Here is a 21,767-nt window from a genome sequence, read left to right as displayed (position 1 = left end):
GGGCATCCACGTTACGCTCGTCCGCATGGCAAGGCGTGGACGGCCGGGTCAAGCCCGGCCATGACGAGAGGTGAAAGCGAGCGCTCTTACTGCACGCTCAGCGCGACAAAACGCAGCTCGCCGTCGGCGTTCGACACCAGCAGCAGCACCGATTTCTTGCCGTCCTTCTTGAGCTGGTCGACCCGTTTCTGGATGTCGGCGCCGCTGGAGACGGCCTCCTGCGCCACCTCGACAATGACGTCGCCGGCCGAGAGGCGCCTCTCGGCGGCATCCGAATTGGCGTCGACATTGGTGACGACCACGCCCTTGACGCTGTCCTTGATCTTGTAGCGCGCACGCAGGTCCTTGCTCAGCGCGGCGAGATCGAGGCCGAGCGCCTTCTGTGTCACGGTCTTTTCAGGCGGAGGCTCGTCGGTCTTCACCGCGGCCTGCACCTTGTCGGCATCCTGCAACCGGCCGAGCGTGACCTTCTTGGTTTCCTCCTGGCTCTTGCGGATGATGACGACGTCGACCTCCTTGCCGACCGCCGTGTCGGCGACCACGCGAGACAGATCCTTCGGGTCCTTGACGTCCTTGCCGTCGAACTTGACGACGACGTCGCCGGGCTCGATGCCGGCCGGTTTGGCCGGGCCCTTGTCGTCGACACCGGCAACCAGCGCGCCGCGCGGCGGCTTGATGTTGAGGCTCTCGGCGATCTCGTCGGTGACGCTCTGGATGCGCACGCCAAGCCAGCCGCGGCGCAATTCGCCGAACTGGCGGAGCTGGTCGACGACACCCGCCACCGTCTTCGACGGTACGGCGAAGCCGATGCCGATCGAGCCGCCGGACGGCGAGATGATCAGCGTGTTGACGCCGATGACGTCGCCATCGAGGTTGAACAGCGGACCGCCGGAATTTCCGCGGTTGATGGAGGCGTCGGTCTGAATGTAGCTGTCGTAGGGACCTGAGGAGATGTCACGGTTCTTCGCCGAAACGATACCGGCCGTCACGGTGCCGCCGAGGCTGAAAGGATTGCCGATCGCGACGACCCAGTCGCCGAGGCGCAGCTTGTCGGAATCACCGAACTTCACCGACACCAGCGGCTTCGACGGCTTGAACTTGAGCACGGCAAGGTCGGTCTTCTTGTCGACTCCGACCAGTTCGGCCTTGATCTTGGTCCCGTCGTTGAGAATGACGTTAATCTCATCGGCGTCCGCGATGACATGGTTGTTGGTGACGACGACGCCTGACGTGTCGATGATGAAGCCACTTCCGAGCGAGTTGGTCTTGCGCGGCGCCGGGCTGTTCTCGCCGCCCTTGCTGCCGCCGCCGGGACCCTTGCGGTTCTTGAAGAAGTCGTCGAAGAACTCCTCGAAGGGCGAACCGGGCGGCAGTTGCGGCATGGCATTGCTGCCGCCGCCCCCGCCCTTGGCTTCGACGGTCTGCGAGGTCGAGATGTTGACGACCGCGTCAATCACCTTCTCGGCGACGTCGGCGATGCCATCCGGTCCGCGCGCATAGGCCGGTGTGCCGAGTGCGCTGAAAGCGCCAACGGCGAGCGCGGCCAGCCCTAAGCGCAAACGGGTCGGGGCAATGGTGGCAGCGGTCATTGTGATCTCCAGGAAACAAGGATTCGACGTCAAGACTGCGCTCGAACGGGGGGACGGCGCAAGCGCGGACCTTAACGGGCCTCAAGACCCGGATAATAAGGCGAAAACCGGTCCCTCGCCTTCACTTTGGCGTTGGTGCGACGGCTAAATTGGACGTCGCATAACCCAGATCAGGACCAGGCCGGCCACGGCCGAACCAATGCCGACCGCCCGCAGGACGTTATCCGGCGTGGCCATCGCGCTTTTCATGGCCTTGCGCATCCAGGCCGGACTTGCCGCGAACATCAAGCCTTCCAGCACGAACAGGATGCCCAAACCGATGAGGAAGTCGGCGAACGCAATGGACCTCATCGGATTGGAACCTCCCGTTGTGCTGTTCTTGTCTGGACGAAGGGCGGCCAGACTTGCCGCCCTTGTCTCACTTACGGCTTCGCTGGCGTCGTGGTCGCCGTCTTGCCGGACGGGTTACCAAAGAACCGGAAGAAATCCGAGTCCGGGCGCAGCAGGAAGCGGGTGTCGTTCGCGCGCAGCCCGGTCTCATAGGCCGCCATCGAACGGTAGAAGGCGAAGAAATCCGCGTCCTGGCCGTAGGCTTCGGCGAACAGACGGTTGCGCTCGGCATCGCCGACGCCGCGCGTCTGCTCGGCCAGCGACCTTGCATCCGCCTCGATCACGGTCGCCTCGCGGTCGGCCTTGGAGCGGATCTCCTGGGCCTTCTGGCCGCCCTGCGCGCGGAACTCGGCGGCTTCGCGCTCGCGTTCCGTCTTCATGCGCTGATAGACCGCCTGGCTGTTCTGCTCCGGCAGATCGGCGCGGCGGATCCGGACGTCGACGACCTGGATGCCGTAGCCGTCGGCCTCGTGGTCGAGCTGATCGCGGATGCGCTGCATCAGCTTCTCGCGGTCGTCGCGGACCACGTTGATGAAGGTGACCTCGCCGAGCACGCGGCGCAGCGCAGCGTTCAAGAGCGTGGTGAGCTGGATGTTGGCGGCCTGGATCGAGCCGATGCTCTGATAGAAGCGGAGCGCGTCCTTGATGCGGTAACGCGCGAAGGCGTCGACCACGAGCCGCTTCTGGTCGGACGCGATCGCTTCCTGCGACGGGTTCTCCAGATCGAGGATGCGCTTGTCGATGTTGATCACCGAATTCCACGGCGCCTTGAAGTGCAGGCCGGGAGCGGTAACGACATCGACGGGCTTGCCGAACTGCAGCACGATGGTCTGCTCGGTCTGCGCCACCGTGAACAGGGACATGTAGCCCACGATCACGACGAGCAGGAGGCCGAGCAGCGTGACGATACCTGTGACCGGAGATCTCATCGGTTGCCTCCGGTCGTCTGCTGGCCGGTTGCAGGCGGCCGCTTGGCCGTCAACTCGCTGAGCGGCAGATAAGGCACGACGCCCTGGCCCGACTGGCCGCCGTCATAAATGAGCTTTTCCGAACCGCCGAGCACGCGCTCCATCGTCTCCAGATAAATCCGTTCACGCGTCACGTCGGGCGCCTTCTTGTATTCCTCGTAAACCTTCAGGAAGCGCGAGCTCTGGCCCTTGGCCTCGGCGACGGTCTGCTCCCTGTAGCCTTCGGCGGCCTGCATGATCTGCGCCGCACGCCCGCGTGCCTGCGGCACGACCTGGTTGGCATACGTCTGCGCCTCGTTCTGCAGCTGCTCGAGATTGGCGCGCGCCGCCTGGACGTCGCGGAAGGCGTCGATCACCTGCGCCGGCGGGTCGACCTTCTGCATCTGCACCTGGCTGATCTGAATGCCGGCGCCGTAGCTGTCCAGGGTCTTCTGGATTAGTTCCTGCACGCCTTGTTCGGTAACGTTGCGCGCGCCGGTCAGGATCGGCTGGATCTGCGAGCGGCCGATCACCTCGCGCATCGCGCTCTCGGCGACCGCCTTCACGGTGCCTTCGGGATTCTGGATGTTGAAGAGGAAATCGCCGACGCCGTTGGGCTTGATGCGCCAGAGCACGGTGAAGTCGACGTCGACGATGTTCTCGTCGCCGGTCAGCATCAGGCTCTCTTCCGGCACGTCACGAATGGAGCGGCCGCGCCGCGCCGGGTCGTCGATCAGCGTCATGCCGATGGAGATGGTGGAAACGCGCAAGGCCTTTGGCAGCAGCACGGTCTCGATTGGATAGGGCAGATGGTAGTTCAGGCCGGGCTCCACGGTGCGGACATGCTTGCCGAAGCGCAGCACGACGCCGAGCTCTTCGGACTGCACCCGGAAGAAGCCCGACAGCAGCCAGAACGCGACGATGAGCAGCACGATCAGCGTGATGCCGATGCCGGAGAAATAGCCACCCGGCATGATCTGCTGGAGGCGATCCTGGCCGCGCCGCAGAAGATCTTCCAGATCCGGCGGCCTTGGCCCGACCGGTTGCGGGCCGTTGCCCCATGGTCCCTTCGGACCCGAGCCCCATGGGCCACCGCCCTGATTCTTCCACGGCATTCGACGCTCTCCTCGGCAGGGTGAAATTGCCCCCGCCCGCTTTGTCCGGTCCGGCTTTATAGGGGACAGGCAGGTCCCTTACAACGCAGCCCTCGCCGCCCTCCGAGCTAAGCTTGGGGGCAGAAAAGTCAATGTTAACATTGGCAAATGCGGTTAATGGCCTGCCCGCCGACGATATGTCACATAGGAGTAGTCGGCGCTGTCGTGGGGTCCGGCAGGATGACGGATGCGTTCAACCTCATCCCACTCTGCCCTGTCGATGTCGAAATGCGTGTCGCCTTCGGGCCGGGCATGCACTTCGGTGATCTCGAGGCGATCGGCGCGATCGAGCCATTGCCGAAAGATTTCGGCGCCGCCAATCACGGCGATCTCGGCGACCGAACGCCGCAGGGCATCGCCGCGCGCGATGGCGTCTGCGGCGGCAGTCGATGTCGTCACGATGGCGCCGGCGGCGCGATAATCCGCATCGCGCGTGACGACGATGTTGGTGCGGCCGGGAAGCGGCCGGGGCAGGGATTCGAAGGTCCTGCGGCCCATGATCACGGGCTTGCCGATCGTGAGCGCCTTGAAGCGCGCCATGTCGGATTTCATTCGCCACGGCATTGCGTTGCCGGCCCCGATGACGCCGTTCTCCGCGATCGCGACGACGAAGACGATCTCCATCAGGTCGCGCTCCCGGCAAGCCGCGTCAGCGCCGGACCGGTGACGCGGCACAGCGTCCAGTCCTCCAGCATGATGGCACCGAGCGATTTGTAGAACGCGATCGACGGCGCGTTCCAGTCAAGCACCGCCCATTGCAGCCGGGACCAGCCGTTCTCGACGCATTCCCTGGCGAGGTGCACGAGCAGAGCCTTGCCGAGGCCCCTGCCCCGATGCGATGGCCGCACATACAAATCTTCGAGATAGATGCCGTGGCGGCCGCTGAACGTCGAAAAATTCGCAAACCACACCGCGAAGCCGACCGGCTCGCCGTTCCACTCGGCGAGAGCGCAATGGAGTTGCGGTCGTTCGCCGAACAGTGCGTCGGCGATGTCAGCCTCGGTCGCCTCGACCTCGTGCGAAAGTTTTTCGTACTCGGCGAGCTCGCGGATGAAAGCGAGAACCAGCCCGGCCTCACCGGGACGCACACGGCGGATGTTGAGCTGCATCGACTTCAGACCGCGACCGCGGCCTTGATGTGCGGATGCGGATCGTAGCCGACGAGCTCGAAGTCCTCGTAACGGAAGGAGAAGATGTCCTTCACGTCGGGGTTGATCCGCATCACCGGCAGCGCGCGCGGTGCGCGCGTGAGCTGGAGCTTCGCCTGCTCCAGATGGTTGGAATAGAGATGGGTGTCACCGAACGAATGCACGAAGTCGCCGGGCTTCAAGCCCGTGACCTGCGCCACCATCATGGTGAGCAGTGCGTAGGAGGCGATGTTGAAGGGGACGCCGAGGAACACGTCGGCCGAACGCTGATAGAGCTGGCACGACAGCTTGCCGTTGGCGACATAGAACTGGAACAGGCAGTGGCACGGCGGCAACGCCATCTTGTCGACCTCGGCCGGATTCCAGGCCGAGACGATCAGGCGGCGCGAGTCCGGGTTGCGCTTGATCATGTCGATCACATTCGCGATCTGATCGATGCTGCGTCCGTCCGGCGCGGGCCAGGAGCGCCACTGGTGGCCGTAGACGGGGCCAAGATCGCCGTTGGCGTCGGCCCACTCGTCCCAGATGGTGACGCCGTTGTCGCGCAGATATTTGATGTTGGTATCGCCTTTCAGGAACCACAACAGTTCGTGCACGATCGCCTTCAGCGGCAGGCGCTTTGTCGTCAGCATCGGAAAACCGGCGGACAGGTTGAAGCGCATCTGATGGCCGAACACCGACAGCGTGCCGGTGCCGGTCCGGTCGGTCTTTTCGGCGCCGTCTGAAAGAATCCGCTCGAGCAGGTCCTGATACTGGTGCATGTGCGTGAGCCTTTGGGGAGGCGGCGAACTTAGCGGCCGCCCCCGCGCTGCGACAGCGGCGATTCGCCATCCATGCGCATTATACCCGGAAAAGTGAGCGCTCCCGGTGCAAACGACAAGGGGCGGAACTCAGCGTCCCGCCCCTTGTCTATCAGATTGATCCTGCTGGCCAACTTGCCGGCTTGGGTTCGGGTCACGGCGCGCCGACGCTGGCGGCGCCCCTAGTTTTCGGATTCGGTGAACACCTCGTCGCGCTTGGCACGCAACGCCGGCAGCACCGTGAGCACCAGGAGGAAAGCGGCGATGCCGAGCAGCACGGCCGACAGCGGACGCGTCAGGAACACGCTCCAGTCGCCGCGCGAGATCAGCAGCGCGCGGCGCAGGTTCTCTTCCATCAGCGGTCCGAGCACCATGCCGAGCAGCAGCGGCGCCGGCTCGAAATCGTGCTTGATCAGCCAGTAGCCGACCAGACCGAACACGCCTGCCAGGATGACGTCGACCGGCGCGTTGTTCACCGAGTAGATGCCGATCGCGCAGAAGATCACGATCGAGGGGAACATCAGCCGGTAAGGGACGCGCAACAGCCGCACCCAGATTCCGACCAGCGGCAGGTTGATGATGATCAGCATCAGATTGCCAATCCACATCGAGGCGATCATGCCCCAAACCAGCTCCGGCTGCTTCTGCATCACCTGCGGACCGGGCACGATGCCGTGGATGGTCATCGCGCCCACCATCAGCGCCATCACGGCATTGGGCGGGATGCCGAGTGTCAGCAGCGGGATGAAGGAGGTCTGCGCCGCGGCATTGTTGGCGCTTTCCGGCGCCGCCACGCCTTCGATCGCACCGCGGCCGAACCGCGACGGGTTCTTGGCGATCTTCTTCTCGAGCGTGTAGGACGCAAAGGACGCGATGACCGCGCCGCCGCCCGGCAGGATACCGAGGATCGATCCGAGCACGGTGCCGCGCAGGATCGCAGGCGCCGAGTCGATCAGGTCTTTCCTGGTCGGCATCAGGCCGGTGATCTTCTGCTGCACGAGGTCGCGGTTCATCTCGGCGCCGGCGTCGAGGTTGCGGATGATCTCGGCGAAGCCGAACACGCCCATCGCCACCGTCGCAAAGCCGAGACCGTCGGCAAGCTCCGGAATGTTGAACGCCATGCGCGAGGCGCCGGTCTCGATGTCGGAGCCGACCATCGACAGCATCAGGCCGAACACGATCATCGCGATCGCTTTCAGGACCGAGCCCTTGGCCAGCACCACCGCAAAGATCAGGCCGAGCACCATCAGCGAGAAATATTCCGCCGGGCCGAACGCCAGAGCGAGCTTGGTCAGCGGCGCACCGAGCACGGCGATGAGCACGGTCGCAACGCATCCGGCGAAGAACGAGCCGATCGCCGCGATCGCCAGCGCCGGGCCGGCACGGCCTTGCTTCGCCATCTGGTGACCGTCGATGGCGGTAACGACCGACGTCGCCTCACCGGGAATATTGACCAGGATCGAGGTGGTGGAGCCGCCGTACTGGGCACCATAATAGATGCCGGCGAGCATGATCAGCGCGCCGACCGGCGGCAATCCGAACGTGATCGGCAGGAGCATCGCCACGGTTGCGACGGTGCCGATACCGGGCAGCACGCCGACCAGTGTGCCAACCAATGCGCCAATCAGGCACATGAGAATATTGATCGAGATCGGGAGCGACAGACCGTAGAGCCACCAGGGTGACCACCAGGAGATCTGAAACACCACACCGAAACCAAGGCCCAGATTGTGGAAGAGATCGAACATCACACCCTCACTGAACCAGGAAGCGCGGGAACATCGGCATCGGCAGGCCTAGCACGTAGGGGAAGAGCAGCGCGCAGCCGAGCGTCAGGCAGGCGCCGACAATGAGCGCTTCGACCCAGCGTGTCTCATGCGTACCCATCGCCGCGATCATGAAGCTTGCGAACGCCGTTACCACCACCCCAAGCGGACGAATCGCCAGCGCGAAGAAGACGATCGAGAACATCACGAAGAGCGGCCCACGCCAGGCATAGTGCGCCATGCTGGGCCCGTCGGTCAGCAGCCCCGTCAACGCGATGCCGGCGCCAAGTGCGACGAGGAGCCCGCCAAACATCCGCGGCGCCGTGCCGGCGCCAAAGGAGAAGCCCCGCATCCCCTGCAAATCGCTAGAGGCCCACAGTGCGAACAAGGCGAGCGCCATCAGCACGATTCCGCCGACATAGTCCTGCGCGGACCTGATCGTCATGAAGAACGTGAGAATCGCCACCGCAAAGATCGGATAGGAATAGATCAGCGCCAGCAGCACATCGGATGACGCCTTCTTGGTGTCACCGCCGACCGCCCCGAGCAACGCGCCGGGCGCCCCCGCGAGCAGCGCAGTCGCGTGGCTGATGACGACGGCGGCCGGCCCGCGTCCAGCGCCCCAGCCAAAGATCGTCCCGAACGACCAGATGAATTCGAAAATCTGCGGCGCTATGGCCAGCAGACAAAAGCTGATCACCACCGAGGTGTTTCGGTTGGCTGTCGCCGAGTGGCCCATCGTATCGGCCATGCATGTCTCCTCCGCGACCCGTAAGCCACGAGCACTGTTGTTCTAATCGGCTGGAAATCGATGCCCCCGCCCGGATCCCTGCCTAGCCATTTTCATTACACAATGCCAGCAAAACCCAACAAGCCCCCGACGAGCAAAATCCATAGTGGATTGATGCGCGAGACGGATGCGACCACTGCAACCGTCGCGGTCAGAAGCAGCGCAGCAAGCGTACGATCGGTCGACTCGGCGAGGATCAGGGCGCTCGCCGCCATCAGGCCGATCGAGAGCGGAACCAGTGCAGCCTGGATCAGCCCGGGCCAGCGCGATTGGTTCGGCCGGTTGAGGAGCCGGCTGACATAATAGGCAAGCAACGCGGTGGGCAGGCACATGGCCAAAGTCGCCGCCAGGGCGCCGGGGATGCCGGCGACAGCATAGCCGATCAACGTGACGATAAGCACATTCGGACCTGGTGAGAGCTGCGCGATCGCATAGGCATCGGCGAACTGCTTGTCGGTCATCCAGTGATGCACATCGACCGCGATGCGGTGCATCTCGGGCACCGCCGCCGCGGCACCGCCGACCGCGAACAGCGACATCAGACCGAAGGTCGAGATCAGCCCCCAGATCGGGTTCTCCGCGTTCATGCTGCTACCTTCCGCCGCATCAGGAAAGTGGCGCCGACGCTGACGGGGATCGCGACCAAAAGCACGGCCTGGAGCGGCAGGCGAAGGACGCCGATGGCGAGGAACACGCCCAGCATCAGGATGAGCGCCAAGGCGTCCAGCCGCTTGAGCAGCGGCGTCATCATCCGGAAGACCACCGCGATCAAGAGGCCGACGGCCGCACAGGAAATGCCCGCGAGGATGCGGCGCAGCACGTCCACATCGCCGAACCGGGCGTAGATGATCGCGAGCACCGTCATGATCAGCGTGGGCGGCAGCAACAGCCCTGCAAAGGCGGCAATGCCGCCGGCGATCCCGCGCAGCCGCGCGCCGAACACCATCGAGAGATTGACGATGTTGGGCCCGGGCAGGAAATGGCAGAGCGCAAAAGTCTCGTTGAACTCGTCCGCCGTCATCCAGCGGTGCTGCTCGACGATGGCCTGCCGGGCGAATACCAAAACCCCTCCGAAGCCCGCCAGCGACATCCTGGCGAAGGCGAGGAACAGCGCGAGCAAGCCCGGCGGAACGGCGCTGGTGGCTGGACCGTCCGGCTCTTGAACTGGTTGTTGCGCGACCGGTGCGGAATCCTCGGACATGTCAGGAGCTTAGAACGCCGGCCGGCAGGCGGCCAAGCCTGCCGGGAACCTATCCAGAGGGAACCTCGGAATGATCCCTCGAAACACCTGTTATTTGAAACGTTTGCCCCCTATATTGGGAGTGCCGGTTCGCCGGCTATGGAAATAAACGGTCGTCGCAATAAACCATTCGGACCCGGGGGCGGTACCCGGCGCCTCCACCAAAGCCCACCAGCGGGCTGGCCCTGAAAGCGGGCTTTGGCGGGGGCGAAATAGGATCGACGAGGGCGTAAAGGGCGTTCTTTTTCCCGGTATTGTTCCGCCGTTATCGGGCTATGCAATAGTTGCCAACGACAACTTTGCTCCGGTTGCTCAGGCTGCGTAACGCAGTTTGAAAGACCATTCTGAAGTCCTAACGGGTTAAGCTCCGTTAGGCGGGGTTCGGAGGCACCTGGCAACAGAAGCCTCCACTTACCTCTTATTTCCTACCCCGCGGGGACTCCTGCTGACCCGTCAGGCGCGGTACTATTGCGACTTGGCGAGTCGGGCCGGCAGGGCCCAGCTCCTGGAATGCAACAGGACCACCATGGCGACCGATCATATCCGATACGATGTGCTGGCCCGCGACGCGCTGCGCGGCGTGTTGCGCAAGGTGCTGACCGACGCCGCGTCCCAGGGACTACCCGGCGAGCATCATTTCTTCATCACCTTCGTGTCGAAGGCGGAGGGCGTGAAGCTGTCGTCGCGGCTGCTGGCCCAATATCCAGAAGAGATGACGATCATCCTGCAGCACCAGTTCTGGGATTTGACCGTGCTCGAGGACCGCTTCGAGGTCGGCCTGTCTTTCGGCGGCATTCCGGAGCGGCTGATCGTGCCGTTCAGCGCCATCAAGAGCTTCCTTGATCCGTCCGTGAAATTCGGCCTCCAGTTCGACACCTCCGATGTCGCCGACGTCTCGGCCGAGACCTTGCCGGCCGCTCCCGCCCCGTCCGCGGTCGCGGTGGCCCCTGCCACTGACCCTGCGGAAGGCACTGAGGAGCCGGCGGCTCCGAACCAGGGCGGCGCCGAAGTCGTGCGATTGGATCGTTTCCGCAAGAAATGATCTAGATCGGGTCGGCGCCCGTCGCAGGCGGCCAAACTCCCTATATAGAGGCACATGATGAGGCCGCGCGGCATTTCGCGCGGCGGAATGGATGTGCTCATGGCCAAAACTTCCCTCTCGAAGACTTCCCCCTCGAAGACCGACGGCTCCTCGCGCCCGGCGACCCGCACCGAGACCGACAGCTTCGGCCCGATCGAGGTCCTCGCCGATCGTTATTGGGGCGCGCAGACCGAACGCTCGCGCCAGAATTTTCGCATCGGCATCGATCGCATGCCGATCTCGCTCGTGCATGCGCTCGGCATCGTCAAGCTCGCCGCAGCGCAGTCCAACCAGGAGCTCGGTTTGCTCGACCAGCGCCGCGCCAACGCCATCATCCGCGCTGCGCGCGAGGTGATCGAGGGCAAGCTGGACGATCATTTTCCGCTGGTGGTGTGGCAGACCGGCTCGGGCACCCAGAGCAACATGAATCTCAACGAGGTCATCGCCAACCGCGCCAATGAGATCCTGGGCGGCGAGCTTGGCGCCAAGAAGCCGGTGCATCCCAACGATCACGTCAACATGAGCCAGTCGTCGAACGACTCGTTCCCGACCGCGATGCATATCGCGGCGGCAAGCCGCATTACCGCCGATCTGGTCCCTGCCCTTGGCGAATTGCTGCGTGCACTGCGCAAGAAGGAGAAGGAGTTCGCAAAGATCGTCAAGATCGGCCGCACCCACACCCAGGACGCGACGCCGTTGACGCTCGGCCAGGAATTTTCCGGCTATGCCGCACAGGTCGAAAGCGGCATCGCCCGGCTCAAGGTCGCGGTGAAGGAGCTCTATCCGCTGGCGCAGGGCGGCACCGCCGTCGGCACCGGCCTCAATTCGAAGCCGCGCTTTGCAAAACTGTTCGCAAAGCACGTTGCCGGGATTACCAAGCTGCCGTTCACCAGCGCGGCCAACAAATTTGAGGCGCTGGCTTCGAACGACGCCTATGTATCGGCGCACGGCGCCATCAATTCGGTCGCGACAGGCCTGTTCAAGATCGCCAACGACATCCGCCTGCTCGGATCGGGTCCGCGTTCGGGCCTCGGCGAACTCATGCTGCCGGAGAACGAGCCGGGCTCCTCGATCATGCCGGGCAAGGTCAATCCGACGCAGTGCGAGGCGATGACGATGGTGTGCTGCCAGGTGTTCGGCAATCACACCGCGATCACGGTCGCCGGCAGCCAGGGCCATTTCGAGCTCAACGTCTATAAGCCCGTACTGGCCTACAACATGCTGCACTCGATCCGGCTGATGGCGGACGCCGCGCGCTCCTTCACCGAGCATTGCGTCAGCGGCATCCGCGCCGACGAGAAGCGCATCAAGGAACTGATGCAGCGCTCGCTGATGCTGGTGACGGCGCTCGCCCCCAAGATCGGCTACGACAACGCGGCCAAGGTGGCCAAGACGGCGCATGCCAACGGCACCACCCTGAAGGAAGAGGCGCTGCGGCTTGGCTTCGTCTCAAGCGAGGAATTCGACCGCCTGGTGCGCCCCGAGAAGATGACCAGCCCGGGATAAATTCCGAATTCCGATAGCCATCCGTAATGATACGGAGCCCCTAGCTCCATTAAATGTAGGGCTTAAAGGACGGGATTTGATTACCGTCAATGTCGCGGCGGGATTGCGTGTTACGTAGCCCCTCCGCCCCCACGGGGCGGAATTCATCGTTTGATGGCCCAAGGGTCGATTGACGAGGACAAGCGAATGGCGATCAAGTCTCATCGGGCGCAATTCGGCGCACAGTTTCTGAATGTTTCATCCTGCCCACGGAGGATCGGATGATGGAGACGCGACATGGCGAACGTCATCAACCTGAATCGTTTCCGGAAGCGCGCCGAGCGGGAAGCCACGGCGAAGCAGGCGGACGCCAACCGAACGAAGTTCGGCCGCACGAAGGCGGAGCGGTCGGCGGAGGAGACGCGCGCGGATCAGGCGAAGACGCACCTGGACCAGCACCGGATCGATTGCGAGGAGCAGCCATGAAGTCGCCCGTCGTGAAACGGTCGATCGTCGTCGCCGGCCACAAGACCAGTGTCAGCCTGGAAGAGGCGTTCTGGAACGGCATGAAGGAGATCTCGGGCCTGCGCAACATGACGCTGTCCGAGCTGGTCGGCGAGATCGACAGCAACCGCCAGCAGGGCAATCTGTCCTCGGCGATCCGCCTGTTCGTGCTCGACTACTTCAAGAGCCGCGCCATGGCCGCCATCCAGGCGGAAAAGGTCCCGGCCCAGTAGCCGTCTTTGCGCCGATCCTTGATGCCGATCCTGGCGCCGATCGCTTCTGTCACGAAGCTGGTACTTTAAAATCACTCTAAGGTGCAGTTTCAGCGACCGAGCGCGCTTGACCTCGATGCCCTGCGTTGAAAATACAGGGCATGACCGACATCCATGATACGCGTCCGCAGATGCCGCTGGGCCTGGCCCAGCGCGGCTATACCGGCGTCATCCAGCACCTTTCCCCCAAGGACGCAGGCTCGGCACTCTCGGACATCGAACTCGAGAGTCGGCTGATCGAGCTCGGCTTCGTCGAGGGCGCGCGGGTCGAGATCCTGCACGAGGGGTTGGTCGGCCGCGACCCGATCGCCGTGCGGGTCGACAGCATCACCATCGCGGTCCGCCGTCGCGAAGCCATGGCCATTATCGTCGCCTGAAGCGACCGGACCCCAATTCCATGGAAGCACCCCTGCTGCATCTCGCCCTGGTCGGCACGCCAAACAGCGGCAAGACCTCGCTGTTCAATGCGCTGACCGGCAGCCGGCAGAAGGTCGCGAACTATCCCGGCGTCACCGTCGAGCGCAAGGAAGGCTTCTTCGTCACGCCCTTGGGACGCCAGGTCTCCGTGGTCGACCTGCCGGGCACCTATTCGCTGCGCGGACGGAGCCCGGACGAGGAGATCACCCGGGACTTCGTGCTCGGCAAGGCCACCGGCGAGATCGTGCCCGACCTCGTGCTGTGCGTGGCGGACTCGACCAATCTGCGCCTGACCATCCGCCTGCTGCTGGAGCTCAAGCGCACCGGCCGGCCGATGATCCTCGTGCTCAACATGTTCGACATCGCGACCCGCCGCGGCATCACTGTCGACGTCGAGCGGCTCGCCAAGGAGCTCGGCGTGCCCGTGGTCACCTCGATCGCGGTGCGCAAGGGCGGCACGGCCGACCTGCTGTCGCTGACCGACGAGATTTCGGCAAAGCTCGCCGCCGAGCCGGGAGAGAACAATTGGCGGGCGCTCAGCGTGGCCGACTTGCGCGCCACCCAGCGCGAAGCCGACCGCATCATCGCCGACTGCGTCAGCCTGCCCCGCCGGCCCGACACCTGGACGGCGCGGATCGACGCGGTCGTGCTGCATCCCGTCGGGGGGCTGATCGTGCTCGCGGCGATCCTGTTCGTGATGTTCCAGGCGGTGTTCGCCTGGGCGCAGCCGCTGATGGAGTTGCTCAATTCCGGCTTCGACTCCCTCGGCGAGTTCGTGCACGCGACCTTACCCGCCGGCCTGCTGCAGAGCTTCCTTCAGAACGGCGTGATCTCAGGCGTCGGCAGCGTCATCGTGTTCCTTCCGCAGATTATCATCATCTTCCTGTTTATCCTGCTGCTGGAAGATTTCGGCTACATGGCGCGCGCCGCGTTCCTGATGGACCGCATCATGGGCGGCGCCGGCCTGCACGGCCGCGCCTTCATTCCGCTGCTGTCGAGCTTCGCCTGCGCCATCCCCGGCATCATGGCGACGCGCGTGATCGACAACAAGCGCGACCGGCTGACCACGATCCTGATCGCGCCGCTGATGACCTGCTCGGCGCGCATTCCCGTCTACACGCTGATCATCTCCGCCTTCATTCCGGCCAAAGACGTCTGGGGCTTCATCAACCTCCAGGGCCTCGTGATGTTCGGCCTCTACGCTGCCGGCATCATCAGCGCGCTGCTGGTCTCGTTTCTCATCAAATTCTTCATGCTGCGCGACTATGCGCCGGCGCCGTTCATGCTGGAGCTGCCGGACTACAAGATGCCGCGGCTGAAATCGATCGCGATCGGCGTCTACACGCGGGCCAAGATGTTCCTGCACCGCGCCGGCACCACGATCTTCTCGATGATGGTGCTGATCTGGTTCCTGGCCTCGTTCCCGCAGCCGCCCGCAGGCGCCACCGAACCGGCGATCGATTTCAGCCTCGCTGCGATCATCGGCAAGGCACTCGAGCCGCTGCTGGCGCCGGTCGGCTTCAATTGGCAGATCGCGGTCGCGCTGATCCCCGGCATGGCGGCGCGCGAGGTCGCGGTCGCGGCGCTCGGCACCGTCTATGCGATCGAAGGCGGCAAGGAAGCGGCCGAGCAGATCGGCCAGGTGCTGGCGACGAAATGGTCGCTCGCGACCGCGCTGTCGATGCTTGCCTGGTACATCTTTGCCCCGCAATGCGCATCGACGCTGGCCGTGATCCGGCGCGAGACCGGAAGCTGGACCTGGATGGCCGTCACCTTCTTCTACATGCTGGTGCTGGCCTATGCCGCGAGCCTTCTGACCTACAATGTCGCGGTCGCGTTCGGGGCGGGGTAGGCCCCAAACAAAAAACTGCGAAAACAACCCCATGCACAGTAGACGGGTGTTGTGAAATCAATGACTTACACTTGTGCGAAAATCGTCCGGCCGCAGGGCTGCGCCAGTTGCTCCGTCGGGCAAAACAGGAGCATGATGCCATCATCGCCACGACCGACCATATCTGGCGTCAAGCCGGTTTATGCGCCAGCACCGTTCCAATCCGCTCCTTCTTGAGCGCGAACTGCGCGGCCAATGCGAGGCCGAATGCCAGGCAGAACGTCGTCCCAGCCGCAATGAAGCGCAGCTTATTGGTTTCCCAGATTGCCCCCTCCTGTGCCATCAGCGACAGCAGTTGGGGCAGAAGCAAGAACACATTGGTTGCCGCAAAGCCGAAGCAATTGAACAGCCGCCACGCGACCGTTCGCATCGAATTGTCGATGTCCGGCAGATCGGAGCAGCTCTGCCTGTCGAGATAGTACGAAATATAGACTGTCACGAGCGCCGGCCCGAGGCCCCACCGCAACATCGCAAAGTAAAGGCTGGCAAGGGACATTTCCCGCAAATTGCCCTCGCCAAAGTTATGCACGGCCAACGTCAGACCAGCGGGCCCTACGGCGAGCGCGACCAGGAAGCTCCAGCAATAAGTGGTGAGGTGGGACTGATCTGAATCGCTTCCCAGAGATGACATCGCAAATCGAAGCAAGAGAACGACGACGATTGCCAATCCATAATTGCAAAGCGAATACATGACCCATGCAATCGAGCGATTGGGGTCCTGCGCCCAGACGACGCCTCTGCCTTGCAGCACGTCATAAATCACGGCCGAAATGGTCACGCCCAGATAAACGGAGCAGATCAAGGCAATGATATAGACGATCCAGTACCGTAGCGGATTGTCGTGAATGGGCGCATCGATTTCGATGCCGAATTTGCTGGCCTCATTGCGCAGGTCGATGCGGGAGCCGTTGCGATAGATCAGGTAACACGCGACAAGCCGGGCAAATCGGTTGTAGAGGTCCTTGATCAGTTGCGTGGCCTGGGGCGCAGCAAGGCCCGTCAACGTCCCAGCCTTCCACTGGCTCATCGTCGGCGCCCCCTGCTGGAAGTCTGCCATCAGCTTGTCGAAACCAAAGCTGTCCTCGGTGAAGAAGGTGGCGTCATCTCCGGTGTCGCGTCCCTGCGTCAGCCACCATTTCATGTAACAGATTTCCGCCCACATCCGATCCGGGGTGTTCGGATCCTTGCGGAAGTCCTGATCGACGACATCTGGAGAATTCGCGATGACTTTCGAGAGCACCTCCTGCGGCACACGCAGCGAAAAGCGGATTTGCGCCATGATCTGCTTCGCGAGCTGAGGCACGCTGATCCAGCTCTGGATCACATCGCGCACCATCAGCAGGACGTTCCATTGAGCCTCCTTCGTCAGGAGGAACAGATACACGATCCCCATTGCGGCGACGACGGTCAGGTACGGAGCAGACTGACTTTTCGCAGCCTCTATGAAGGCTACTGGAAATGCAGGAACCAGCGGCGCCAGGGCAATGACGTCGCGGTTCTCATGGATGAGAAGAAGGAAGAAGCCGCATGAGAATACGACAAAGATGAACCCGCCCAATCGATACTGCTGCCGGGTCGTCATGTATCGCGGGAAAGTCGGGACTTCGGCAATGTTGACCGCGCGGCCAAAAGCCTGCCAGGCCAACCGGCCTGCCACCACCAGGCCCAACAACGTGATGGACCAGCGCACCAGCGAAGGAACCAGGTCGGACGCGGCGTCACGGACCTGATCTGCGGAGGCTTGTGTCGATAGTAAAATGGAAATGACAATTCCCAACACGATGCTAGCCATAGCCTGAACTCCCTCTTGAGCGAGATAGTTCGAACGGGCCGCTCTACGCGGAATTAGGCGTACCGTAAATCCGGAGCGACCACGTGTGTGTGAACCAATTCACATCCTCTGGACGTTTTCGTGCAGCTCTCTCTCTGAAGAGGCACAATGCCTTGCCCGCAAGAAAATCGCCGGACCGCATCCGGAAAGAGCCTCGCACAATCAGCGCTATCAGCTGTTCGCCGGTTGCACCGTCGCGCAAAACAGGCGCATGATGGTATTGTCGGAGAATTGGCGCGACGCTTCGTGACGGCAAGCTAGGCCGGCGTAGCACGCCTTCTCAGCCGCGGGCCGGGCTCGCCGGAAACGTCGCGGTGAACACCGTTTCATCTCGCATCGACGACGCGACGATCAACCCGCCATGGGCGCGCGCGATCTCTTGGGCAATGTACAGTCCGAGCCCAAGCCCTTTCTGGTTCGGCAGAACGTCGCCGCGATCGAACGCAGTGAAAAGGCGCGGGATCGCATCAGCCGGAATTGGCGCGCCTTTGTTGGCAACGCTGAGATCAAAGCCAGCGCCGGTCGTCTGCGCCAGCACCCTGATCGGCTTGTCGGCGGCGCCATAGGAAATCGCGTTGCCGAGAAGATTGGACAGCATCTGACCTATGCGGTCGGCGTCGATTCTCACAGGTCCCGGAACGTTGACGACCGTTTCGATGACGCGATCCGGGTGCACGTTCTCGAACTCCGCGACGATTTGCCTGATGACAGGCTCGAGTGGCTGTTCTTTCAACTTGAGCTGCATCCCGGCGCCGAGCCGCGCGCGGGCGAAGTCCATGACATTGTCGATCAGGCCCGCCATCCGGCCCACGCTTCCCTGCAGGAGGTTGATCCAGTTCTTCCCCTCGTCATCGACCTTCTTGTTCAGAAGCCGCAGGCCGCCCTGGATCGAGGCAAGAGGGTTTCGGAGGTCGTGACCGAGCACGGCGATGAACTGCTCGCGCAGTTCCGCATTGCGTTGTTCCAGCGCGAGCCTGTTCTCGATCAGTTCGACGCGCTCGGCCGCGTCGAGATGAGACGCGATCAGCTCGGCAAAAAGCTTGAACATGCCGATGACTTCGGGAGTCCGAAGCTTGCGCGGCTTCGGATCGATCGCACAAAGAGTTCCGAAGAATGAACCGTCGGGCAGAATGATCGGCACGGAGATGTAGCTTTGGAAGCCATATTGTGCAGGCGTGTGATGCTTGCAGTAGCCGGCGTCTTTGCTGACACTCTCGATGACGACCGCCTCGCGGCTCTGCCGGATCTCATGGCAGATCGTGGTCTCGACCTTGAGCTCGTCACCGGGTTTCAGCCCGAACGCAAGTTCGTCACGCGAGGCACATGTGATCCACCTGTCCTCGGTGACGCGGGCAACGGCCGTAAACCCCATGCCGGTGGTCCGGCTGACCACGTCGAGGATGGTCGAGACCGCAGCGATCCCGCTGATCTTGGCTATGTCGCGCTCGAAATCCATTGCCACTCCGCTTGGGAACATTCGCCCCGGGCCGGCCGCCCAACTGAAAGCGCGTCCTTGCAACGGTGAAAAGCACTGCCAGCCAAGTCATTCCGCGTCAATGTTACTCGACGCCCCACCTCGGAAGCGGCTATCTGTTCCCAATGGAACATTTCAGAACGGCGAGGCTCAGCGCCGAAAGGCTTCGTGAAAATCATCTCGCCGACCTCGTCGCGTTGCATCTCGATGCCGAGGTTTCGCGCTATCTCGGCGGCGTCCGTTCGGCGGAGAAGACGAAGACCTATCTCGACGCCAATATGGCGCATTGGGATCAGCATGGCTTCGGTCTGTGGGTGCTGCGAACGAAAGACGGGGCATTCGCCGGGCGAGCGGGCATCAGGCATATCCTCGTGGACGATGTCGACGAGATCGAGATTGCCTACGCGTTCAAGCGCGAATTCTGGGGCCGTGGCCTTGCAAGCGAGACCGCGACCGCACTCACCGATATTGGACTGTTACACCATGAGCTGCCGTCCCTCATTGGCCTGGTCTATGTCGGCAATGGCGCATCGCGCCGAGTTCTGGAGAAGTCCAACTATCTCCTCGAGCGAACCACGTTCCGTCACGGCGAGAACGGCGTCCTCTACCGGATCCGGCGGTGAGAGACGGCCTGACGATCACCCGGTGCGCAGCCGGACAACCGATTGCGGCAGGGAGGCCAGAAACAACACCGCGCAAACGCACAGCAGGACGATGTCCTTGAACAGAAATTCGCCGGTCAGATTCCACGCCATCGGATCGGATGAAAGGCTCCATTTGACCACACCGGGCGTCGTGAAGAAGAACGACCAGGTGATCGCAAAGGTCACCATGCCCATGAATGAACCGAGGGCGGACGAAACCGGGCTGAAGCTGCCTGCCGCGAGCAGCGCCGCAATCACGAATTCAGCGACACCGAGGACATAGGCCTCTCCCCTCAGGCCGAACACCGACAGCCAGGAGATGAACGGGCTGTTGCTGATGAACTGCGCGATGCCCTGCGCAGATTGCGGCGTGAATTTCTGCATGCCAAACGATACGAAGATGATCACCATGACCCAGCGCAGAATGGCAAGAGGACGATAGGAACCGCCCCCGACCTCAGCGACGTTGAACTCTTTCATCCGACCATGTCTCCCCGGTTTCACATCCATCAGCTCTGCGAGACTACGCTCGCTGAAGGCTGTACGAAGGGGAGCTTCGGTCGTTACCCGCGTCGGCCGGTTCCGGAGATCACAGCTGCGTGCGATGCGCGTGTTCGCGGGATGGCCGCCCGGTCTGGGGCTGTCGGCGCGTTAATGTGCCGTTGAAGGAGCGACGGCGGTGCCCTGCGCTCGCAATGACGGTGTGGAAACAGCCGCTATCGCGCGGATGGAGCGGACGCCCGCGGAGTCTACCTGAAATACCCGAGCACGAGATCGACATCCGCGCTGCCGGCCGCCGTGCCGTTCAGCTCGGCGTCGATGACGCGGCGGCAAGCCTCGATCGCGGCATGGTCGCCGAGGTCGTTGGCGGCTTCCAGCACGAGCCATGCCGCATCGACCGAGGCCTGGTCCGCTGCTCCGCCGCCGATCTCGCCGGCTGCGGCGTTGTTGAGGTTCTTCTTGCGAACTGCGGTGCCGAATTGAGGCAACATTGAAAATACTCCCTGCCAATTCCCGGATGATGCTCGGTGTACCTGTTCGGTGTACCGCTCAGTGCACCTGCAGCTCGGGCTGACGACCCGTGACGGGATCGGTGCCGGTCTTGCGCGATTGGTAGAACTTCAAGACGCTGCGCGAGGTCTCGATCTTGAGCTTGCCGAAATCGCGCTCGTTGTCGTGGAGCTCGCGCGCCGTGATCAGATGATCCTTGGCGCCGAGGAACAGCAGCGACATGGTGGTGTCCCAGGAGAAGTCGAGCGCCTTGCACAGCACCAGGATCATCTCGCGATTGCGGTCCATCATCGCACGCTCGATCACGTCGACCGGCAGCGACGACAACAGCGACAGGCCGATCTGCACCTCGTCGGACCGGTGCTGGCGAGCATAGTTCGAGATCGAGTCCTGGTTGAGGTTGCCCTGCCGGTACTGCGTCGTCACCACGCGCTTGGCAACGAAATAGCTGCGCGAGGACGGGCCGAACTTGGACTGCAGATCGCCGGTGACGTCGCTTACCGAGCTCTGGATCTGCGCCATCATTTCCGGGCGCTCGTGCTCGAGCCGGCGACGGACGTCCTCCGACGCCTTCGAGATCAGTTGCTGGAAGATGTGACGCGGCACGTCCTTGCGCAGGCCAAGCTGCTCGGCGAGAATCGAGTCACCCTCGGCGCGGCGGACCATGTGGAGCAGACCCGAACCTGAAAAGCGCGCGCCCTCGTTTTTGGCGACCGACGTCACGACCTCCTGGTCGCCGCGCTTGACCAGCACGTCGGTGACGGCCTCGCCGATCGACTTGCGCTGGGCGATCGCGAGCAGATGCGACTGGCTCTTGGTCATGGCGCTCTCGACCAGCAGCTTCTCGTCGATACGATTGGAATCGCGCAGCACGGGACCGGCGACCTCGATTTCGTCGGCGATCGCGAGTTGCGCAATGACATTGAGCGGAGCGTGATCGCAGGCTGCCATCACCTCGGAGAGCTGCACCCGTGCGGCGACCTCGATCTCGTCGGCGAGCCGGCCGATGACTTCGCCGAACGTGCTGATCTCGTCGTCGCTGTAGCGACCGGTGATCAGAATGTCGGTCGCATGCCACAACGCCTTGGTCCGGCTTTCGTCGGTGCCGCGTGCGATTGCGTCGTCCAGATCCTGCAGAAGTGTTGTCGCGCCGTTCATCCCGATGACCCCAGTTCTTGGCTGGCCATCCTGCTTGTGCCGGCAGGACGCCGAGTTCCTCTGGGAACAGAAGCTAGGGAACAAACGCGAGAATCCGGTAAAGTCGGCAGATCAGTTTTGCCGCGGAAAATTCGATAAAAAGCGAGAGAATGAGTTTACCGGTACGTCACGAGGA

23 protein-coding genes and 1 other RNA gene are annotated in these 21,767 nt (G+C 63.0%); 8 read left to right on the top strand and 16 right to left on the bottom strand.

The features are described from left to right. Nucleotides 1-86: 86 nt before the first annotated feature. From IVB32_RS24795 to IVB32_RS24745, 11 genes are all read right to left on the bottom strand, one after another. Complete coding sequence (locus IVB32_RS24795) at nt 87-1,589, bottom strand: Do family serine endopeptidase (RefSeq protein ID WP_247370238.1); 1,503 nt, start codon at nt 1,587-1,589, stop codon at nt 87-89. A 144-nt stretch (nt 1,590-1,733) separates the two neighbouring features. Next, complete coding sequence (locus IVB32_RS24790; RefSeq protein ID WP_018454337.1) at nt 1,734-1,940, bottom strand: DUF2065 domain-containing protein; 207 nt, start codon at nt 1,938-1,940, stop codon at nt 1,734-1,736. Between the two features lie 71 nt (nt 1,941-2,011). After that, nucleotides 2,012-2,908: a protease modulator HflC gene (locus tag IVB32_RS24785; protein WP_018454336.1), complete on the bottom strand. Its 897-nt coding sequence runs from the start codon at nt 2,906-2,908 to the stop codon at nt 2,012-2,014. Then, nucleotides 2,905-4,041, bottom strand: a complete 1,137-nt coding sequence (gene hflK / locus IVB32_RS24780; protein ID WP_007600977.1) for an FtsH protease activity modulator HflK — start codon at nt 4,039-4,041, stop codon at nt 2,905-2,907. The genes IVB32_RS24785 and hflK overlap by 4 nt, the downstream gene beginning before the upstream one ends. Before the next feature lie 153 nt (nt 4,042-4,194). Further along, nucleotides 4,195-4,704 carry a dihydrofolate reductase gene (locus IVB32_RS24775; protein ID WP_018454335.1) on the bottom strand — a complete coding sequence of 170 codons (510 nt, stop codon included), beginning with the start codon at nt 4,702-4,704 and terminating at the stop codon, nt 4,195-4,197. Further along, entirely contained in the window at nt 4,704-5,189 is a 486-nt protein-coding gene (locus tag IVB32_RS24770; RefSeq protein WP_018454334.1) for a GNAT family N-acetyltransferase, read from the bottom strand. Before IVB32_RS24770 ends, IVB32_RS24775 begins: the two co-directional genes overlap by 1 nt. Before the next feature lie 5 nt (nt 5,190-5,194). After that, a complete protein-coding gene (locus IVB32_RS24765) occupies nt 5,195-5,989 on the bottom strand; it encodes a thymidylate synthase (RefSeq protein WP_007613362.1) in 795 nt (264 codons plus the stop codon). Nucleotides 5,990-6,210: 221 nt separating this feature from the next. Next, nucleotides 6,211-7,776, bottom strand: a complete 1,566-nt coding sequence (locus IVB32_RS24760) for a tripartite tricarboxylate transporter permease (protein WP_018454333.1) — start codon at nt 7,774-7,776, stop codon at nt 6,211-6,213. 7 nt (nt 7,777-7,783) lie between these two features. Beyond that, on the bottom strand, nt 7,784-8,545 hold the full coding sequence (locus IVB32_RS24755; RefSeq protein ID WP_018454332.1) for a tripartite tricarboxylate transporter TctB family protein: 762 nt from the start codon (nt 8,543-8,545) through the stop codon (nt 7,784-7,786). 95 nt (nt 8,546-8,640) lie between these two features. Next, a complete protein-coding gene (locus tag IVB32_RS24750; protein ID WP_018454331.1) occupies nt 8,641-9,171 on the bottom strand; it encodes a chromate transporter in 531 nt (176 codons plus the stop codon). Next, on the bottom strand, nt 9,168-9,785 hold the full coding sequence (locus IVB32_RS24745; RefSeq protein ID WP_018454330.1) for a chromate transporter: 618 nt from the start codon (nt 9,783-9,785) through the stop codon (nt 9,168-9,170). The genes IVB32_RS24750 and IVB32_RS24745 overlap by 4 nt, the downstream gene beginning before the upstream one ends. 84 nt (nt 9,786-9,869) lie before the next feature. Between IVB32_RS24745 and ssrA the strand changes: the two genes are divergently transcribed. The 7 genes from ssrA to IVB32_RS24710 all read left to right on the top strand — a co-directional run bounded on the left by ssrA (nt 9,870) and on the right by IVB32_RS24710 (nt 15,435). Continuing rightward, nucleotides 9,870-10,236: a transfer-messenger RNA gene (ssrA, locus tag IVB32_RS24740) on the top strand. A gap of 114 nt (nt 10,237-10,350) precedes the next feature. Continuing rightward, entirely contained in the window at nt 10,351-10,866 is a 516-nt protein-coding gene (locus IVB32_RS24735; protein ID WP_018454329.1) for a ClpXP protease specificity-enhancing factor SspB, read from the top strand. 99 nt (nt 10,867-10,965) lie between these two features. Next, entirely contained in the window at nt 10,966-12,411 is a 1,446-nt protein-coding gene (fumC, locus tag IVB32_RS24730) for a class II fumarate hydratase (protein WP_244561280.1), read from the top strand. 276 nt (nt 12,412-12,687) lie between these two features. Next, nucleotides 12,688-12,876 (top strand): DUF4169 family protein, encoded by a 189-nt coding sequence (locus tag IVB32_RS24725; protein ID WP_018454327.1) that lies wholly within the window; start codon nt 12,688-12,690, stop codon nt 12,874-12,876. After that, on the top strand, nt 12,873-13,127 hold the full coding sequence (locus tag IVB32_RS24720) for a ribbon-helix-helix domain-containing protein (protein WP_018454326.1): 255 nt from the start codon (nt 12,873-12,875) through the stop codon (nt 13,125-13,127). Before IVB32_RS24725 ends, IVB32_RS24720 begins: the two co-directional genes overlap by 4 nt. 140 nt (nt 13,128-13,267) lie before the next feature. Continuing rightward, on the top strand, nt 13,268-13,543 hold the full coding sequence (locus IVB32_RS24715; RefSeq protein ID WP_018454325.1) for a FeoA family protein: 276 nt from the start codon (nt 13,268-13,270) through the stop codon (nt 13,541-13,543). Nucleotides 13,544-13,563: 20 nt separating this feature from the next. Next, a complete protein-coding gene (locus IVB32_RS24710) occupies nt 13,564-15,435 on the top strand; it encodes a ferrous iron transporter B (protein ID WP_247411712.1) in 1,872 nt (623 codons plus the stop codon). Between the two features lie 169 nt (nt 15,436-15,604). On the opposite strand, the gene IVB32_RS24705 is transcribed toward IVB32_RS24710, so the two are convergent. Both IVB32_RS24705 and IVB32_RS24700 read right to left on the bottom strand, forming a co-directional pair. Further along, a complete protein-coding gene (locus IVB32_RS24705) occupies nt 15,605-17,266 on the bottom strand; it encodes a hypothetical protein (RefSeq protein ID WP_018454323.1) in 1,662 nt (553 codons plus the stop codon). Nucleotides 17,267-17,585: 319 nt separating this feature from the next. Beyond that, the gene (locus IVB32_RS24700; protein WP_247370234.1) at nt 17,586-18,761 is read right to left on the bottom strand and encodes a GAF domain-containing sensor histidine kinase; all 1,176 of its coding nucleotides are present in this window, start codon (nt 18,759-18,761) and stop codon (nt 17,586-17,588) included. 143 nt (nt 18,762-18,904) lie between these two features. On the opposite strand from IVB32_RS24700, the gene IVB32_RS24695 reads away from it, so the two are divergent. Then, nucleotides 18,905-19,402 (top strand): GNAT family N-acetyltransferase, encoded by a 498-nt coding sequence (locus IVB32_RS24695; protein WP_018454321.1) that lies wholly within the window; start codon nt 18,905-18,907, stop codon nt 19,400-19,402. Between the two features lie 15 nt (nt 19,403-19,417). On the opposite strand, the gene IVB32_RS24690 is transcribed toward IVB32_RS24695, so the two are convergent. From IVB32_RS24690 to IVB32_RS24680, 3 genes are all read right to left on the bottom strand, one after another. After that, nucleotides 19,418-19,903, bottom strand: coding sequence for a DUF417 family protein (locus IVB32_RS24690; RefSeq protein ID WP_085360657.1), 486 nt, complete (start codon nt 19,901-19,903; stop codon nt 19,418-19,420). Nucleotides 19,904-20,172: 269 nt separating this feature from the next. Further along, nucleotides 20,173-20,415, bottom strand: a complete 243-nt coding sequence (locus IVB32_RS24685; protein WP_018454319.1) for a hypothetical protein — start codon at nt 20,413-20,415, stop codon at nt 20,173-20,175. Nucleotides 20,416-20,473: 58 nt separating this feature from the next. Continuing rightward, the gene (locus IVB32_RS24680) at nt 20,474-21,592 is read right to left on the bottom strand and encodes a DUF2336 domain-containing protein (RefSeq protein ID WP_018454318.1); all 1,119 of its coding nucleotides are present in this window, start codon (nt 21,590-21,592) and stop codon (nt 20,474-20,476) included. Between the last annotated feature and the right edge of the window lie 175 nt (nt 21,593-21,767).

This window comes from Bradyrhizobium sp. 23 (assembly GCF_023073295.1).
In the GTDB taxonomy this organism is placed as follows: Bacteria; Pseudomonadota; Alphaproteobacteria; order Rhizobiales; family Xanthobacteraceae; genus Bradyrhizobium; species Bradyrhizobium canariense_D.
This window is presented reverse-complemented; position numbering and strand designations above follow the sequence as displayed.

Bases quoted from the DNA above. Each gene is read 5' to 3' on its own strand.
- IVB32_RS24735 (WP_018454329.1), top strand. From the start codon at position 10,351: ATGGCGACCGATCATATCCGATACGATGTGCTGGCCCGCGACGCGCTG.
- IVB32_RS24745 (WP_018454330.1), bottom strand. From the start codon at position 9,785: ATGTCCGAGGATTCCGCACCGGTCGCGCAACAACCAGTTCAAGAGCCG.
- IVB32_RS24770 (WP_018454334.1), bottom strand. From the start codon at position 5,189: ATGCAGCTCAACATCCGCCGTGTGCGTCCCGGTGAGGCCGGGCTGGTT.
- IVB32_RS24775 (WP_018454335.1), bottom strand. From the start codon at position 4,704: ATGGAGATCGTCTTCGTCGTCGCGATCGCGGAGAACGGCGTCATCGGG.
- IVB32_RS24680 (WP_018454318.1), bottom strand. From the start codon at position 21,592: ATGAACGGCGCGACAACACTTCTGCAGGATCTGGACGACGCAATCGCA.
- IVB32_RS24750 (WP_018454331.1), bottom strand. From the start codon at position 9,171: ATGAACGCGGAGAACCCGATCTGGGGGCTGATCTCGACCTTCGGTCTG.
- IVB32_RS24755 (WP_018454332.1), bottom strand. From the start codon at position 8,545: ATGGCCGATACGATGGGCCACTCGGCGACAGCCAACCGAAACACCTCG.
- IVB32_RS24685 (WP_018454319.1), bottom strand. From the start codon at position 20,415: ATGTTGCCTCAATTCGGCACCGCAGTTCGCAAGAAGAACCTCAACAAC.
- IVB32_RS24760 (WP_018454333.1), bottom strand. From the start codon at position 7,776: ATGTTCGATCTCTTCCACAATCTGGGCCTTGGTTTCGGTGTGGTGTTT.
- IVB32_RS24705 (WP_018454323.1), bottom strand. From the start codon at position 17,266: ATGGCTAGCATCGTGTTGGGAATTGTCATTTCCATTTTACTATCGACA.
- hflK (WP_007600977.1), bottom strand. From the start codon at position 4,041: ATGCCGTGGAAGAATCAGGGCGGTGGCCCATGGGGCTCGGGTCCGAAG.
- fumC (WP_244561280.1), top strand. From the start codon at position 10,966: ATGGCCAAAACTTCCCTCTCGAAGACTTCCCCCTCGAAGACCGACGGC.
- IVB32_RS24715 (WP_018454325.1), top strand. From the start codon at position 13,268: ATGACCGACATCCATGATACGCGTCCGCAGATGCCGCTGGGCCTGGCC.
- IVB32_RS24695 (WP_018454321.1), top strand. From the start codon at position 18,905: ATGGAACATTTCAGAACGGCGAGGCTCAGCGCCGAAAGGCTTCGTGAA.
- IVB32_RS24710 (WP_247411712.1), top strand. From the start codon at position 13,564: ATGGAAGCACCCCTGCTGCATCTCGCCCTGGTCGGCACGCCAAACAGC.
- IVB32_RS24790 (WP_018454337.1), bottom strand. From the start codon at position 1,940: ATGAGGTCCATTGCGTTCGCCGACTTCCTCATCGGTTTGGGCATCCTG.
- IVB32_RS24700 (WP_247370234.1), bottom strand. From the start codon at position 18,761: ATGGATTTCGAGCGCGACATAGCCAAGATCAGCGGGATCGCTGCGGTC.
- IVB32_RS24795 (WP_247370238.1), bottom strand. From the start codon at position 1,589: ATGACCGCTGCCACCATTGCCCCGACCCGTTTGCGCTTAGGGCTGGCC.
- IVB32_RS24690 (WP_085360657.1), bottom strand. From the start codon at position 19,903: ATGAAAGAGTTCAACGTCGCTGAGGTCGGGGGCGGTTCCTATCGTCCT.
- IVB32_RS24785 (WP_018454336.1), bottom strand. From the start codon at position 2,908: ATGAGATCTCCGGTCACAGGTATCGTCACGCTGCTCGGCCTCCTGCTC.
- IVB32_RS24725 (WP_018454327.1), top strand. From the start codon at position 12,688: ATGGCGAACGTCATCAACCTGAATCGTTTCCGGAAGCGCGCCGAGCGG.
- IVB32_RS24765 (WP_007613362.1), bottom strand. From the start codon at position 5,989: ATGCACCAGTATCAGGACCTGCTCGAGCGGATTCTTTCAGACGGCGCC.
- IVB32_RS24720 (WP_018454326.1), top strand. From the start codon at position 12,873: ATGAAGTCGCCCGTCGTGAAACGGTCGATCGTCGTCGCCGGCCACAAG.